We start from the raw sequence: 15,924 nt of genomic DNA, 5'->3' as shown, positions 1-15,924 counted from the left end.
AAATGAACCCAAATGTAGTAGGTTCCTAGCACCCACTCATCTTCAGGAATTTGCATAAGAGCCCGTCAATGTTCCGGTGTAAGAAATTCTCTACCTCTAGGAGTTTTCATAAAGTATCATCTCATTTCTGTAATTATTCAGTCAATTAATTTAATTAAATATCAATAGAGTGTACTCTATTGATACAAGTGTCGGAGACAGATAAAATCATAGTTAAGAGCGTCTCATAAGACTTGTCTCAAAAACGAGGTGATATTTTGCGAAAACTCGGTTATATACGTGTCAGTTCAACTAGCCTTAATCCTTCAAGTCAATTACAGCAACTTCAAAAAATGTTAGAGGATATACAAGAAGGTGACATCATTTATGTTCGGATTTAACTCGGATTACTCGTATTAAACAAGATTTATTTGAATTAATCGATAACATACGAAGTAAAAAGGCAATTTTAAAATCCTTAAAAGATACATGGCTAGATTTATCAGAAGATAATCCCTACAGCCAATTCTTAATTCCTGTTATGGCGGGTGTAAACCAATTAGAACGTGATCTTAACCGTATGCGGCAGCGTGAAGGGATTGAACTGGCTAAGAAAGAAGGAAATTTTAAAGGTCGGTTAAAGAAGTAGCACAAAAACTATGCAGGAATGAATTATGCAGTAAAGCTTTATAAAGAGGGAGAAATGACTGTAAATCAAATTTGTGAAATCACAAATGTATCTAGGATCTCATTATATAGAAAGCTATCGGAAAGGAAATTTTGATGAGATATACCAAAGAGCGGAAATATAGAATAGAAAATAAGTTCCATATAGAGGTGGGAATATATGCCTAAAATTGACAATCTGTTAGCGATTCTATGGATGCTTCGTTCAGGTGAAAAAATTACTGCAAAACAAATTTCAGAAAAGTTAGAGATGAATATAAGGACTGTGTATCGTTATATTGATACAATTTCAACGAGTGGCGTACCTATAATTTCAGAACCAGGACATAACGGTGGATACACTTTATTGAACAATTTTATTGAGGCACCTCTTTTTTTTGATTTTGAAGAGCAAACTTCACTATTTCACGCTGCTGTTTTTGCAGAAGAAGCCGGATATTATGGAGGTGAAGCACTAAATAGGGCCATTTCAAAACTAAGTAAATACTCAAATCAAGAGCAGGAAACAAAGATAAACCAACATTTAACTAGTCTTGAAGTAATAAGTCGATTAAGTTCACTCTCTATGGAACCTTTTTTGAAGGAGTTGGAGCAGGCTGTAACTGACGGGTACTCAGTAAAAATTCTTTACCATAAAAGTGGCGAAAAGCAATTAAATTATAGATTGGTCGATCCGTACAGAATTATCTATTGGAATAATAAGTGGTATGTGATTGGCTTTTGTCATCTTAGGAATGATATCCGTAGTTTTAGAGTAAATCGAATTGAAAGTCTAATGCTAACCGCAAAAAAGTTTAACCGACCAGAAAATTTTTCAGCACGTGACTTTTTTATGAAAAATCTCCTTCCTACTATAGAAGATAAGGAAGGGATTACTTCTTTAGTTATTAATGGAAATGAAAGTACGCTGAATGATGTTTGCCAACATTGGTTTTTAGGACATTATTTACATGAACGAAATTCAAATCAAGCAGTTTTCCTTCTTGAAAGAGATATAGTACATACATATATTCCTCATTTACTTTTACCGTACGGTAAATCTATTCAAATTATAGAGCCAATAAGTCTAAAAAAAAGACTTATTGAAGTTCTGTCGGAATTAATAAAATTTCATCAAGTATGATAACTTCCCTGACGCTAGCTGTCAGGGAAGTTATATTATAATTAGTATATAAATGTGATTGGGAGTGTTATTGGATGCAAACAAAAAAAGTTTATCTATATGTATTTAACACAATGTCAGACTGGGAATATGGGTATTTAATTGCCGAACTAAACACAGGAAGATATTTCAAAAAAGATATAGTACCTTTAAAAGTAGTTACAGTAGGAGCTAATAACGAAATGATTACCACGATGGGGGGACTTAGTATAAAACCAGATATTTCCCTTGATGAGTGTACTCTTGAGAGTAAAGATCTTTTAGTTTTGCCTGGAGGGACTACTTGGGGAGAAGTTATTCATCAACCAATCATGAAAAAAATTGGCGAAGCCTTAAAGCTCGGCACTATTGTCGCTGCAATTTGTGGTGCAACTGAGGCTCTTGCGAATATGGGATACTTAGATTCTAGAAAACACACAAGCAATGACTTACAGTATATTAAAATGGTCTGCCCTAATTATAAAGGAGAAAAATATTATGAGATGAGACCTGTGGTATCTGGTGAGAATTTGGTTACTGCATCAGGGGTTGCACCTCTGGAATTTACGATGGAAGTATTAAAAAAATTAGATGTATTTGCACCAGATACATTACATTCCTGGTATAACCTAAATAAGACTCATAAACCTGAATACTTCTTCCAGTTAATGAATTCAATAAATAGATGAGCTAAAAAAATCAACTTAGCAGATTTATATAAGTTAAATAAAAACCATGCTTTAGACAATGTCAAAGCATGGTTTTTAGTATTGAAAATTCCTTAACGTTGTAAATCCGCATTTTCCTGATGGTACCCCTAGCGAAGTATTCCCATTAATTATTCACTAGATAAAAGCCGTGTTCTCTTAGAAAGGGTTTCATATACTACTTAACCGATGTGAAATTCGGTATAAATAATAGGAAGTAGTGAATATATGTTCTTTAAAAATAAAAAGCACTTTTGGTTACCAAGTAAGCCTAAAGATAAGCAAAGTCATTTAAAAACAAGTACAAAGCAAAATAATATCGAACGTATACCAAATAAGGTAGGTATTGTAATGCCTGTTTACAATCAAGAAAAACAATATTTGATTGAATGTGTACATGCTATTGAACAACAAACCTATAAAAATTTTTCACTTGTGATTGTAATTGATGGTGCAAATGTGGAAACCGTTAAAACCGTTTATGAATTATCCAGTTACTTAACTTGCGACTTCATCATAATCGATAGGAAGATAAACAAAGGAATTGCCTACTCATTAAATGAAGGATTTGACAAACTCAAAGATTGTTCCTATTTAACTTGGATCTCCAGTGACAATAGACAAGCTCCCAATTTCCTAGAAAAGTTAGTTGAAACTATGAACACTTCACCATCAAATACTGCTCTCGTTTACTCCATGTATAGTCCAATTGATGAAAATGGAATGCCGCATCCTTCCACTCCATATTTTTACCCAGCTCTATACAAGATGATGAATCGTTCAAAAGAAGAGATCATGATGGTCAGTTTCATCGGTGCATCTTTTCTTTATACAAGAGAGGCTTTTGAAAAGACTGGTGGCTATGATTCTAAATACGACTTAGTATCTGATTATGAATTTTGGATTAGATTAATGAAACAAGGAGAATTTGTTTTTATACCTGAACCCTTAATGGAATATCGCTTAAACGGCAAACACTCATTAACAACTCTTACTCCTCCTGAGGAACTATATCTTAACAGCATGTCTGCTAGCTTAGAACACCGAACGAAAAATGGAGACATACCTAAGGTTTCAGTAATAATTACTGCTCACAATCATGGGAACTTTATAAAAAAATGCTTACAAAGTGTTTTTGATCAAACTTTTAAAAACTTTCATGTAATAGTTGTAGACGTTGGCTCTACTGATAATACCTTAGAAGAGATATATAGTTTACATGATACCCGTACTATCCCTATTCATATTAAGCAACGGACTAAAGCAGAAGCATTAAATATTGCTTTAGACTATGTGTTGGGTGAATATGTCCTTGAACTTGATGGTGATGACTGGATAGAACCCATTACTTTGGAGGTCATGATTAGTGAAATGGATAATTTATCCTCTAAAGTAGGGATGGTTTTTGCAAATAGAAGGCTCTGGTATGAGGAAAACGGCGTTTTAGTCGAGGGGGACATTTATAAAGGCTCACCATTAAAAGATAAATATAAAATTCTAGAGAGTTTTCAGACTCACTGCCCTAGAATGTATCGGTATTCTGCACTAAAAGAGCTAAGCGGATGGATGACTACTTTACGAGGAGAACCACTAATTGCTGAAGACTTCATGATGTTTTTACGAGTCGCAGAACGCTTCAAAGTTCACTGGATTGATCAAACCTTATATAATCAGCGCAGACATAATAAAAATATAACAATTATTCAGAAGGAAAATTTAAATAAACAGTTTCGTATGGTAGTTGATGAAATGCTTATCCGTTGGGGAGATTCCTATAAAGCAAATTTTGAAGAAAGTGATGGCTATATTACTAAAATAAAGCTTGAAAAACGGAGAAAAGGTGACAGACAATGAAAGTGATGATTATATTCGGTACAAGACCTGAAGGAATCAAATTCGCGCCTATTATTAAAGAGCTTCAAACGAATAAAAAATTTGAAACTGTTTTGGTTAACACCGGGCAACATATAGAAATGCTCGACCAAGTTTTATCCTTATTCTCCATAAAACCCGAATACGAACTAAAGCTTATGAAAACAAATCAAAAGCTAGAGGAATTATCCGCAGAACTAATACAAAAACTAGGTGAGGTTTTGGATAAAGAAAAACCTGATCTTGTTTTTGTTCTAGGAGACACTGCGACTACATTTGCAGGAGCATATACATCGTTTTTAAAACGTATCTCGGTAGCACATGTGGAAGCAGGTCTACGCACACACAATATTTCTTCTCCTTTTCCCGAAGAAATGTACCGACGAATCGTAACTAAGTTAAGTGATTATCACTTTGCACCAACTGAAAAAAACAAAGAGAATTTATTAGCTGAAGGAATTCCACAAGAAAGAATTATAATAACAGGGAATTCAGTAATAGATGCTCTTTATGACATTACAAATAGACCATATGTCTTTCCTGATCATCTGCAAAAAATATTTGATAGAGGAAAGAGAATTCTATTAGTTACTACTCATCGACGTGAAAATTTTATAAAGCTAAAAGGAATATACGAAGCTCTTACCAGTCTAGTAGAAGAGTTTGAGGATATTGAAATTATTTTCCCGGTGCACCCGAACCCTAATGTCAGAAAAGAGGTTAAAGATCATTTTCTAGCAAGTACTAAGAGTTTCACTATTCATATTATCGAGCCGCTAGACTATGAATGTTTTGCACATGTTATGAAGAAATCCTATCTAGTAATCACAGATTCAGGAGGTATACAGGAAGAAGCTCCAGCATTAGATATACCCGTTTTAGTTATAAGGGAAAGTACAGAACGTACGGAAGGAGTAAAGGCAGGAACTTTAAAATTAGTTGGAACTGAGAAAGACGATATTTTACAAGCAACTCGAATGTTACTCAATAATCCACAAGCATATGAAAACATGGCTCAAGCTAATAATCCATATGGAGATGGTACCACTTCCGAACAAATCTCATCCTATCTTGATAAAATTGCAAAAAAGATATGAGCATCTGAACTCATATCTTTTTTAAATCGGCTATATTAAAGTGACAGGTTAATTGATAATTTTAAAAAATGAGTTGGAGATACATTTTCCAGCTCATTATTGTTTTGATTTGCTTTTTTATTAAAGCACTTGTTAGTTTAAGATTCGAGAACCTAAATTTCCACTTGTCTCCATCTTTTAAAATTTCATATCCTATTTCATACAAAACCCTATAGCCATTGATATCTCATTCTAAACAATTTCTAGCCATTTCTTTATTTTAAGAGAATTAATTGTCTTATTGTTAATATAAGGGATGTGTGGTGATGATAGGGCATTATAATCATTGATAAAACCACCAGCACAACCTACTTGAATCCAGTTGTTCAAGAAGGATTCAAAAGATTTTCCCAGCCTCCAACCATGAAAATCTTTATCATTTGTTAAATAGATAACTTCCCCTATATTGTATTTTCGGTCTATTCCAAAGTAATTCCCCATCCCATCCCCTGAAAAAACAAATGAATTTGACCAAAAGTGAAATTTTTCATTCCTTTCATCAAGGTTCTCATGGTCTATCCTTATGGCGTTTAAATGGATTAGCTTATCGATATTCCATAGCCCAAAATCAAATAGGCCCCCATTCAATACACTCCTGTTCATATATGGTTCGCCATGTGCTGAATAGATATTAGGATCATCCAATACACATGTTGAATTTTCTTGTGTATTCCAATAAAAATCACATCGGCGCGAATAATCTATCACTACCTTTTTAAATGATTCTGGAAGTTCAAAACCAATAGTGCTTTCAATCTGCAGCACATCATTTTCTGATGCAGGTTGATCAATAAATAGTTCCCCTATGCCGCCCTTGTTTTTGATGGAATTAAGTGTTGAATGTAGAAATTCACTCCAATGAAAATATTCGATAGTTACTGGTTCGTACCTATTCTGTACCGGCTCTGATTTTTTGTTTTTTGATATATAAATTTCCCCTTCGAACCGGACCCATTGAGGCAGTTCTTTGGGATTATTTGGAACCTCACTATTGAATCTTTTATTAGACTTCAGGAACTCTAATCCTTTTTCTGTAGGAGCATATGTAATTTCAATACGATCCTTTAGGACAGAGATATAATCCTTCTTTATAGCCATATTCATAAAATCCCGAAACTCAGATTCATTAATATTGTATGTTTTGTGTGAAAAAGACTCTTTCTCAAGTATTTTTGTTAATACACTGAATAGTAATCTCACTCTAAACACCTCTATTTTTAAAGATATATTTAGTTATTTTTATTCCTCATTATTAAACTAACCTGCGCCGTTAGTTAAAGTGTACCATTACACAAACAATACCTCCTCATGAAAAACAAACTTTGTCGTTAACAGAGCCTTTATGTCCAACCTATAAACTCTAACCACCTAAGATAGAAGATTGTCCATTTTTATTAATATTCTATTGATTCTAAAAATATAGAATGTTATATTCTAAATAAATAGAATTATAAGGAGAGAAATGCATGGATGTTTTAAATCTTTCAAGTAAAGAAAGAGAAACTTATGAAGTAGAGATTAACTTTTCAATATTATGGGAATCTGCCTTATGTATCGCAGCAATTACTAACACACGTCTATTAGACACTCTAGAAAAGCCAGCATCTTTTTGGGATTCCCTTAAAAGTAGTTTGTCAGTGGGAATACTAAAAGAGTTAAATTATGTTGAAGAAAATAATACTTGGAAAGCTTTGCTTTTACTTTTACATGTGAAGGATTTTAAGAGTCTTAAGGAATTTACTTCTTATATAGATGAGTTATCTGCAGAGGAACTAAGGTTGACTTGTATGCCATACTTAGGAATAAAACATCAATACCTAAGACAAAGTGCTTCATTGGGTGATTTGACTTCTTTACAAAAAATGAAGGAAATTGCTAAAGATAATCCATTTTACCCTGCTTATATTGATTTTGTCTGCCAAGTAGATGCAGATAAGCTTAAACAGCATTTGACTAAAATAATGAGCGTTTGGGTTGAAGAGGTTATAACAATTGATAAGCAGAAAGAGATTACTAAAATACTTCAGGCAGATTATGAATCAAAGAGTAAGATGAAAAAAACTTTAAATAGTTTTGAATTAGTGGAATGGGCTACAGGCGGAGTTACTTACCATCCGGAGCCGAGCGTCACAAAGGTATTATTAATTCCTCAGTACATCTATAGACCATGGAATATAGAAGCGGATTTAGAAGGTACAAAAGTATTTTATTATCCTGTGGCAAATGAAAGTATTACACCAGAGGACCCATATACACCCAATCATTCACTAGTTCTTAAATATAAGGCGCTGGGTGATGAGGTTAGATTACGAATGGTAAAAATGCTTTACGAAAATGACCATACATTACAGGAAATTACAGACCACTTAAACCTTGGGAAATCAACTGTTCATCATCATTTAAAAATATTAAGGTCAGCGAGAATTGTTGCAATAAAAGATAATAAATACACTTTAAAAAGAAAGCCTTTAGATTCCATTTATATGGAACTAAATTCCTTTCTAAATCAATGAAACAGAGTGTTGTTTTTCATAATAAGAGCTTTTTAGTACTATGGATAGGAAATATCATTTCGGAACTAGGAGGAGTCCTAGGTACACTATGTAACTCATTTTTAATCTATCAGCTAACCAATTCTACTTTAGCGCTTAGTAGTATGTGGCTTCTATATTTTATACCATCATTGATTCTTCAATTATTTATTGGCCCATGCATTGATCGTTGGAGCAGAAAATGGATCATGATTCTATCACAGTGGGCTAGGGGAATAATTTTTATTCTTCCATTAATAGCTCTTGCTTCAAATCAATTAGAAGTATGGCATATTTATTTAGTACAAATAGTTGTCGGATTAATCACACCGATCTATACACCAGCCAATCAAGCTATTACACCTACGATTGTTCCTGAAGAGCTTTTGACTTCAGCGAATGCATACAATGACGGTGCTATAAGATTAATGACATTTATAGTTCCTTTCGTTGGAGGTATGATCATTGAGTTTCTAGGGTTAATCCCCTCGTTATTAGTAGTATGCTTAACGCTACTTACTAGTGGTATTCTCTTATTGTCTTTACAGGAAAAAAGGAATGCATTTACTGTGAGGAAAACGTGGCTAGAGCAATTTACAGAAGGGATTTTATATTTTTTTAAGCAGCGTATAATAGTTTGGCTAGGGACTTTTTTAGCATTTGTGCAATTTGGTGTAGGAGTAACAATGGTTATTACTTTGCCTTATATTACAGATGAGCTTTCTGGCTCCTACACTCAAGTCGGATATTTTATGGCTAGCTTCCCACTAGGTTATGTGATTGGCACTATGTTGGTTGGAAAAGTAAAGGCTAAAAGCCGTAGAATGTTAATGCTAGGCTCCTTAGCTGTAGGCGGGCTAACATTTATCTTTCTTTGCTTCAATACAAGTATTGTCCTTGCTCTCTTAACGGAAGGGATAGCAGGAATTGCGTTGGCCTTCTTTGGAGTACATAATATCACCATTTTTCAAAAATCAGTTCCAAATGAATTGATGGGTAAAGTTGCTTCCGTCCGATTGCTTATTATTAGAGGCGCAATGCCAGTAGGTGTATTAGTGGGAGGACTTTTAAGTGAGACATGGGGGATACGGCCCTTATATTTCTTCATCGGTTCAATTATTTGTACGGTATCCATAATAGGCCTGACTTTTCCTTATTTTAAATTCTTAAACAATTCTTCGGGAATTGAAGGGAATTAGCTTCTATTGATTGAATACTTTATATAAGAGCATATATAGGAGGTATCTAATTTGAACAAATTTTACCTGGTACTCTTTTTAATATTTCTTTTAATGGGCTGCTCCGAAAATGGAAATCCTACCCCTAGAGAGTTGCTGGGCGAAGAGGATGTTGATATTTTCCTAATGAACGAAGTCGTTTATGCGAAAGCTAGTGATATTGATTGGGTCACTGAGTCTGAATATACAATTGGAGAGGAAGTTGCTGAAATTAGTAAGCAACAGAACCGTGCAATAGGATTCAACAATGGAACAGCCAATATACTACCGGTCGGCACCAAAATATACGAGACAGGTCAGGGATTTGTTATTGCAATTGTAGGGGAAAAAGAGGTGCCTTATATTGCTTTACTTGAAGGGTGAGAAATGTTAATTTACTGTCAGTTTCAAATAAAATTCAATTGATTCATTTAAAAAAAAACGGTTAATTTTTCAAATAAATTTATTAGGTAAACAAATACTTTAAAGGATGTGAACTAAGTGATTAGAAGCAAACGAGATAAATACTCGGTGCAGTTTTGATGGATAGCAGCATGCAACCGAGTACTAATGCTATCACCTAGGCTGCACTATCTTATTTGTACTAACTAAGAATAGGAGCGTAGCATAGATGAATATAGAAACTCTGAAAAAAGATTGGAAGATGGAAGAAATTGAAAGCTTTAAAGGGTGGGATTTTTCTCATTTGGAAGGTCGGTGGAAGGAACAAGCTACACCGTGGGATTATCGGAAAATCATCGATAAATATCTTTCTCCAGAGAACGTACTTCTGGATATGGGAACAGGTGGCGGTGAATTTCTGATAACATTAGGCCATCCCTTCGAACGGACTTCTGATACAGAGGGATGGGAACCAAATGTGAATTTGTGTAAAGAAAAATTGGAACCTCTCGGAATTTGCGTTAAGCAGGTATTCAATGACTCTGAACTTCCCTTTGAGGATAATGTTTTTGATATTATTATTAATCGACATGAATCCTATGACGTAAATGAAATACGGAGAATCCTGAAAAAGGGAGGCATCTTTATAACCCAACAGGTTGGAGGTAAGAACAACGAGTGGCTGTCCAATGCATTAATAAATAACTTTCAGCCCCTATATCCTAGCTTAAATCTAGAGAATGAAACTAAAAGATTTACTTCTGAAGGCTTTGCTATTTTATATGAGGATGAGTATTTTCCATCTTTAAAGTTTTTGGATGTAGGTGCAATTGTTTACTACGCTAAAATTATAGAATGGGAATTTCCTGGGTTTACGGTCGATTCATGCCTTGAACGTCTAATAGAACTTGAAAAAGTGATGGAGCTTCAAGGATATGTAGAAAGCTATGAACATCGATTTATATTAGTTGCTCGTAAAAGCTGAATGGTAACTTATTATACTGAACGGTCATAAATTTTTTTATCCGGTAATAAATCCTACTTGAACGGTCATAAAAATTCCTATCCGGTCATAAAACTCGATTGAACGGTCATAAAAAAAATTATCCGGTCATAACGACCAAATCTTCTTTGACAAATAGGAAATTAAGCATAGTATGGACTGGTCTTTTTAACTGAAATACAGATTCTACTAACAATTGTAAAGGAAAATACCCTCTACTTATCGAATTAGTAATTACTAATCCTGATAGTAGGGGGTTATTCGTTATTTAGCACACAAAAAGGGGGGAGATACGAAAGTAAAGATGTATATATAAACAGCCGGTTGATCTTAGAACAATAATTTAAAGGGGAGATATAAAAATGACCAATTATACACCCAAGAAAAAATATTATATTCCAACTAACATTGAGGACAAACTTTCAAAGGACTTCGTTCAGGGAATCACGCGTAATTTTGAAATGTTAGATGAGATGGAAGGTGGAACAGCTAAGACGATTAAGGCCGATACAACTGGACGTACACGGATTCAAGAATTAATTCAAATTGCTTTTGATCATGCAAGGGATGGGGATACCTTGATCCTTCCACCGGGCCGTTATTGGCTTGAGAAAAACACCAAACTGGATGATTTTCCAAACAATGACCAACCATGCTTGCTACTTAGGGGGAAAAAAAGAATTCATTTGGTTGGTTACGGTGCTGTGTTATTTACTAGAACACATGCCCAAGGGATCTTAGAGCTACAACAATGTGAAAATTGTATAATCGAAGGCATTAAGTTTGAGGGGTATGGGGAGTTTCCAGGAATAGACCCAGTGACTGGATATGGAGAAAAAGGGACCAAAGCTGGAGGCTATCCAACTTCAGGCTTTTGGAATTATAGAAAAAACAATAGCTTTGATACGAGTGAGCGCGCCAGAAATGATGGGAAGCCGTTTGGCATATTTGGTGGTGGATTTATAGGAAACGTAGGTAGTGGTGTTTTAGTACATCGAGGTTGCAAAAATATTATCTTTAGATCATGTGAGAGCAGTGGCTTTAACTTTTCCGGATTTGCGGTTGGACATCTAGGGGACTATTTGCCAACAGACTTAGAATACGAAAACAATGCCGACATTACCTTCGTAGAGTGTAATGCACACGACAATTACTCTAGCAATTTTGTGTTCTCAGCTGTTGAAAGACCTCGAGTGCTCAACTGTATAAGCGATCGGGCTGGACACCCGAATGCCTCGAAGCTCCATACTTACGTTGATCCAGGCTACGGTATAAATGCACTTGGAACAATGTTTCCTAAAGCAAATGATCTTTTAGTTTCTGGATGTACTTTAAGAGGAAACAAGCGGAAAGCTATTGATGGTCATGCTGCAGGCGGTTTAATAGCAACAGACAATTTAATATCAGACTCGATGGTCGGTGGTGTTTTCTATAAATGGACAAATGTAGACCAGTTTACAAAAGACTGCATCATAGTAAACAATAAAATCGAGGATTGTGGCTATGCCAAAAACCCTCTAGGAGCCATTTATATTGGCGGTGTTCAGCGGGAGTCAAAAGAAAATCAAGAAATGAACACTATCATATCTAACAATCATATAAAAAATTGCTTTGGCACAGAGGGTGTGATCTTTGCAGGAGCATTCGATCGTCTCATAATTGAGGGAAATATCGTTCATGGAATACCAGTGGAGTTAGATACCACTAACACTATTTTTGAGCCATATGTCATATATGCAGGATATTCCATAGCTTCTCAGCCGAACTTTGCCGGCAATATTTCTAATAATGTAATAGATGTTAATCACCCAAGAATTGCAGGTGGAATATTAGTTAGAAATTTACAGGACGGTACTGTTCAGGGCAACACAATTAAAACCGTTAACACTCTGACTTTATATGGCTTGAGATTATGGAACTGTAAAGAGGTTGGAGCAGTCGGCAACACAATAAAAATGGGCACAGAAGGTTTGCCTTTAGATGCAGAAACAACTGGAGTAGTTGCACACAACACCTTGGTTGGTGGAAATGCTGCATTTCAGCCTCTACAGGGTCAATCCATTATATTTACTATAGAAGCAAATAAAGGAAATGGAAATGTTCGTTTTAAAAATGGCCAATCATATGTGTCGATAATCGAGAGCCATGAAATGGGACTGGAGGTCAAACTTCATAATATTTCGTCAGGCATTATACCTACGGTGAAAGTATCTCAAACAGGAGAAAAAGGACTTCTAGGAGCTGAGCATTCAATCGACTATATTTACAGTTGTCAAGAATCTCATAAAAATGTCTTTATTGTTCTAAAGCCTTCAAAAGAATTAAGTCACATGCCTTTTTCAAGTATGACTAATGGTGGTCTTGAAATTGAAATCATGATTTAGTGATTAAAATGCTTAAAAATAATTTGACAATTTAAAGTATTCCTATTATCATAGACATTAACTTTTATGTTCGGGTATAGGTTGAAGACATTGAGAGCAATGTCGCCTTGAGAACAGACGAGCCGAGATGAGATAGCTGAGAAATTGTTTAAATAAGAGAAGTAGCATTAGTTCTGCAATTTAGAGAGTCAGTGGTTGGTGAGAACTGATTTGCAACTGATGTGAATGGACTTATGAGAGCCTCCTTGAGAATGTCTTTTTGTTTTAGAGGTGGACGTATTTCCTACGTTACAAGGAAAAAAGGGGGAGTATATATACTCCAACTAGAGGTGGCAACGCGGTTAACATCGTCCTCTTCATGGGAATTTTATATTCCTATGAAGGGGACTTTTTTTATTTAGCTTAGACGAGAAGAGAGCAGAGGAGAGATTAGATGAGAGAGTATATTGAACAGGTCCTTAGAAAAGAAGATTTATCATTCGAAGAAATGCAGGAAGCATCTAGAATTATTTTGGATGAGAGTACGGATATGCAATTGATAAAACAATTTTTAATTGCTTTAGCTATAAAAGGAGAAACAGCAAATGAGGTAGCTGCTCTTGCGACAGTAATTAAATCATTTGCAATCACTTTAAATGTTCCAGAAGGAAATTATATGGATAACTGTGGAACAGGAGGTGACGGATCAAATAGCTTTAACATTAGTACAGCATCTGCCATTGTAATAGCTGGAGCTGGCGTGAGTATAGCAAAGCATGGAAATAGAAAAATCTCTAGTTCATCTGGAAGTACAGATGTATTAGAGGCATTAGGTATTCAAACGAACTTAGATATCCAGGCTTCCTTGAATATATTAAACAAAGAAGGTATTACTTTTTTATATGCACCGATTGTACATCCAAAACTAAAAAGAATTGGACTGGTGAGACAACAAATTGGAAAACCGACTATCTTTAATCTTGTAGGGCCTCTTACCAATCCGGTTCCACTTCTCAGCCAGTACACTGGCATAAACCGTCCTGATTTTACAATAGAATACGCAAAAGTACTTCATATGCTTGGAAGAGAGAGAGCAATTGTAGTTTGTGGGACGGGTGGGATGGATGAAGCATCGCTTGTAGGAAAAAACTCTTTAGTATTAGTCGAAAAAGGTGACCTGATACCCTTCACCCTTAGTCCGGAGGATGTGGGACTTTCCTTTTATTCTCCTGCTGCTGTAAGAGGGGGTACAGCAGAGGAAAACGCTCAAATTATGTTGAATTTGCTTAACGGTAAACAGGATGCTTATTTTGATAGCGTAATTTTTAACGCAGGAATAGGACTCTACGCAAATGGAGCAGTGAATAATATACCTGAAGGTGTAAAACTAGCAAAAGACAGTATTCTCTCTGGCAAAGCACTTGATAAATTGAAAGCAGTTGTTGCTTATAGCAATCCTAATTTTGCTCAGGAGGTACTATCATGACAACTATTCTAGATAAAATTCTTAAAGAAAAAGAGACGCTCATCAATCAAATGATTCATGAAACAATTCCTGTATGTAAAAAGAGACTGAAAAGACCTTCGCTATTTGATAGGTTGGTTCAGAACAATAAGCTCCAAGTAATTGCCGAAATTAAACGAGCCTCTCCTTCAAAAGGGTTAATTCAAGGAATAGTAGATCCAGCAAAACAAGCATTAGTTTACCAAGAAGCTGGGGCTGCTGCAATATCTGTTTTGACAGATTCCCCCTTTTTTCAAGGTTCTTTTAAGGATTTACAAGCAGTAGCAGAAACCGTAGATTTACCGATCTTGTGTAAGGACTTTATCATTCATAAAGTACAGATTGATTTTGCTAAAAGTGCTGGTGCCTCTGTTGTTCTTCTCATTGTCGCAGCATTATCAAAGGAAAAAATAAAAGAATTATACACATATGCAATAGCGAAAGGTCTCGAGGTGCTAGTAGAGGTTCACAATATCCAAGAGCTAGAGGTAGCACTTCAATTAGACACTAAGCTTATAGGTGTAAATAACAGAGATTTACGCACTTTCCAAGTAGATTTATCTCACACCGGTGAATTGGCAAGTAATTTCCCTTTTAACGAGGGACGGGTATTAATTAGTGAAAGTGGTATTTGCAATAATGTGGATGCAATACAGGTTGCAAAATACGGTGCAAGTGCTGTATTAGTAGGTGAAGCTTTAATGCGAAGTGATGATCCGTATAAGACACTTCGTACATTGCAGGTGGAACGTGAAGTGATGGTCCAATGACTAAGGTGAAGATATGTGGATTGATGGAGAAAGAACATGTGGTAGCAGCAATAGAAGCTGGCGCGGATGCTGTTGGATTTGTTTTTGCACCAAGTAAAAGGAGAGTCACATTATCACAGGCTCATGACTTAGCAAAATGCATCCCTAAAGAAGTGTTAAAAATTGGCGTTTTTGTCAATCCAAATAGCGATGAACTAGAACAGGCAATTCGAGAGGTTCCGTTGGATTTAATTCAATTACATGGTAATGAGGAACCAGATTTTATAGAAAATATTAAGTTTCCAACCATTAAGGCCCTATCTATCAGAGAAAGTCGTGATGTGGAAAAAGCGAAAGTGTTTAATACCGATTATATGCTGTTCGATGCTCCAGGAAAAGATTTTAAAGGAGGAAGTGGAGTAACGTTTGATTGGCAACTGTTAAATGATCTCAGCATTTCCCCTAATCAGATAATTCTAGCTGGTGGTTTAAATGCATCAAATATAAAAGAAGCGATTAGAAGAGTGAAGCCCTTTATGGTGGATGTATCTAGTGGAGTAGAGGTAAATGGTAGAAAAGATGAGCAATTGATACGCGAATTCATTCAAACGGTCAAAGATGAGGAGAGATAAG

13 protein-coding genes, 1 pseudogene and 1 other annotated feature are annotated in these 15,924 nt (G+C 35.4%); of the genes and pseudogenes, 13 read left to right on the top strand and 1 reads right to left on the bottom strand.

The window, feature by feature from the left end; all coding sequences use genetic code 11:
* Positions 1-257: 257 nt before the first annotated feature.
* The 5 genes and pseudogenes from MKY94_RS10675 (at position 258) to wecB (ending at position 5,483) form a co-directional block, all read left to right on the top strand.
* Positions 258-763 (top strand): annotated as a pseudogene (locus tag MKY94_RS10675) (recombinase family protein).
* Positions 764-826: 63 nt separating this feature from the next.
* Positions 827-1,789 (top strand): YafY family protein, encoded by a 963-nt coding sequence (locus MKY94_RS10670; protein ID WP_191697131.1) that lies wholly within the window; start codon positions 827-829, stop codon positions 1,787-1,789.
* Between the two features lie 74 nt (positions 1,790-1,863).
* The gene (locus tag MKY94_RS10665; RefSeq protein WP_342577066.1) at positions 1,864-2,496 is read left to right on the top strand and encodes a type 1 glutamine amidotransferase family protein; all 633 of its coding nucleotides are present in this window, start codon (positions 1,864-1,866) and stop codon (positions 2,494-2,496) included.
* Positions 2,497-2,742: 246 nt separating this feature from the next.
* Entirely contained in the window at positions 2,743-4,368 is a 1,626-nt protein-coding gene (locus tag MKY94_RS10660) for a glycosyltransferase (protein ID WP_342577065.1), read from the top strand.
* Positions 4,365-5,483, top strand: coding sequence for a UDP-N-acetylglucosamine 2-epimerase (non-hydrolyzing) (wecB, locus tag MKY94_RS10655; protein WP_342577064.1), 1,119 nt, complete (start codon positions 4,365-4,367; stop codon positions 5,481-5,483). The genes MKY94_RS10660 and wecB overlap by 4 nt, the downstream gene beginning before the upstream one ends.
* A gap of 231 nt (positions 5,484-5,714) precedes the next feature.
* On the opposite strand, the gene MKY94_RS10650 is transcribed toward wecB, so the two are convergent.
* Entirely contained in the window at positions 5,715-6,722 is a 1,008-nt protein-coding gene (locus MKY94_RS10650) for an SMI1/KNR4 family protein (protein WP_342577063.1), read from the bottom strand.
* A gap of 266 nt (positions 6,723-6,988) precedes the next feature.
* On the opposite strand from MKY94_RS10650, the gene MKY94_RS10645 reads away from it, so the two are divergent.
* The 8 genes from MKY94_RS10645 to MKY94_RS10610 all read left to right on the top strand — a co-directional run bounded on the left by MKY94_RS10645 (position 6,989) and on the right by MKY94_RS10610 (position 15,923).
* Positions 6,989-8,035: a metalloregulator ArsR/SmtB family transcription factor gene (locus MKY94_RS10645; RefSeq protein WP_342577062.1), complete on the top strand. Its 1,047-nt coding sequence runs from the start codon at positions 6,989-6,991 to the stop codon at positions 8,033-8,035.
* The gene (locus tag MKY94_RS10640) at positions 8,032-9,252 is read left to right on the top strand and encodes an MFS transporter (protein ID WP_342577061.1); all 1,221 of its coding nucleotides are present in this window, start codon (positions 8,032-8,034) and stop codon (positions 9,250-9,252) included. Before MKY94_RS10645 ends, MKY94_RS10640 begins: the two co-directional genes overlap by 4 nt.
* 51 nt (positions 9,253-9,303) lie before the next feature.
* Positions 9,304-9,654: a hypothetical protein gene (locus MKY94_RS10635; RefSeq protein WP_186318063.1), complete on the top strand. Its 351-nt coding sequence runs from the start codon at positions 9,304-9,306 to the stop codon at positions 9,652-9,654.
* A gap of 247 nt (positions 9,655-9,901) precedes the next feature.
* A complete protein-coding gene (locus tag MKY94_RS10630; RefSeq protein WP_342577060.1) occupies positions 9,902-10,657 on the top strand; it encodes a class I SAM-dependent methyltransferase in 756 nt (251 codons plus the stop codon).
* A gap of 380 nt (positions 10,658-11,037) precedes the next feature.
* Positions 11,038-13,059 carry a right-handed parallel beta-helix repeat-containing protein gene (locus MKY94_RS10625; RefSeq protein WP_342577059.1) on the top strand — a complete coding sequence of 674 codons (2,022 nt, stop codon included), beginning with the start codon at positions 11,038-11,040 and terminating at the stop codon, positions 13,057-13,059.
* A 139-nt stretch (positions 13,060-13,198) separates the two neighbouring features.
* Positions 13,199-13,417: a binding site (T-box leader), on the top strand.
* A 75-nt stretch (positions 13,418-13,492) separates the two neighbouring features.
* Positions 13,493-14,524, top strand: a complete 1,032-nt coding sequence (gene trpD, locus MKY94_RS10620; protein ID WP_340863182.1) for an anthranilate phosphoribosyltransferase — start codon at positions 13,493-13,495, stop codon at positions 14,522-14,524.
* Positions 14,521-15,312, top strand: coding sequence for an indole-3-glycerol phosphate synthase TrpC (trpC, locus tag MKY94_RS10615; RefSeq protein WP_340863181.1), 792 nt, complete (start codon positions 14,521-14,523; stop codon positions 15,310-15,312). Before trpD ends, trpC begins: the two co-directional genes overlap by 4 nt.
* On the top strand, positions 15,309-15,923 hold the full coding sequence (locus MKY94_RS10610) for a phosphoribosylanthranilate isomerase (RefSeq protein ID WP_340863180.1): 615 nt from the start codon (positions 15,309-15,311) through the stop codon (positions 15,921-15,923). The genes trpC and MKY94_RS10610 overlap by 4 nt, the downstream gene beginning before the upstream one ends.
* Position 15,924: the final 1 nt, after the last annotated feature.

The sequence above is a fragment of the Psychrobacillus sp. FSL K6-2843 genome (assembly GCF_038626375.1).
In the GTDB taxonomy this organism is placed as follows: Bacteria; Bacillota; Bacilli; order Bacillales_A; family Planococcaceae; genus Psychrobacillus; species Psychrobacillus faecigallinarum.
The sequence above is the reverse complement of the archived record's forward strand: the minus strand, read 5'-3'. Positions and strand labels throughout refer to the sequence as shown.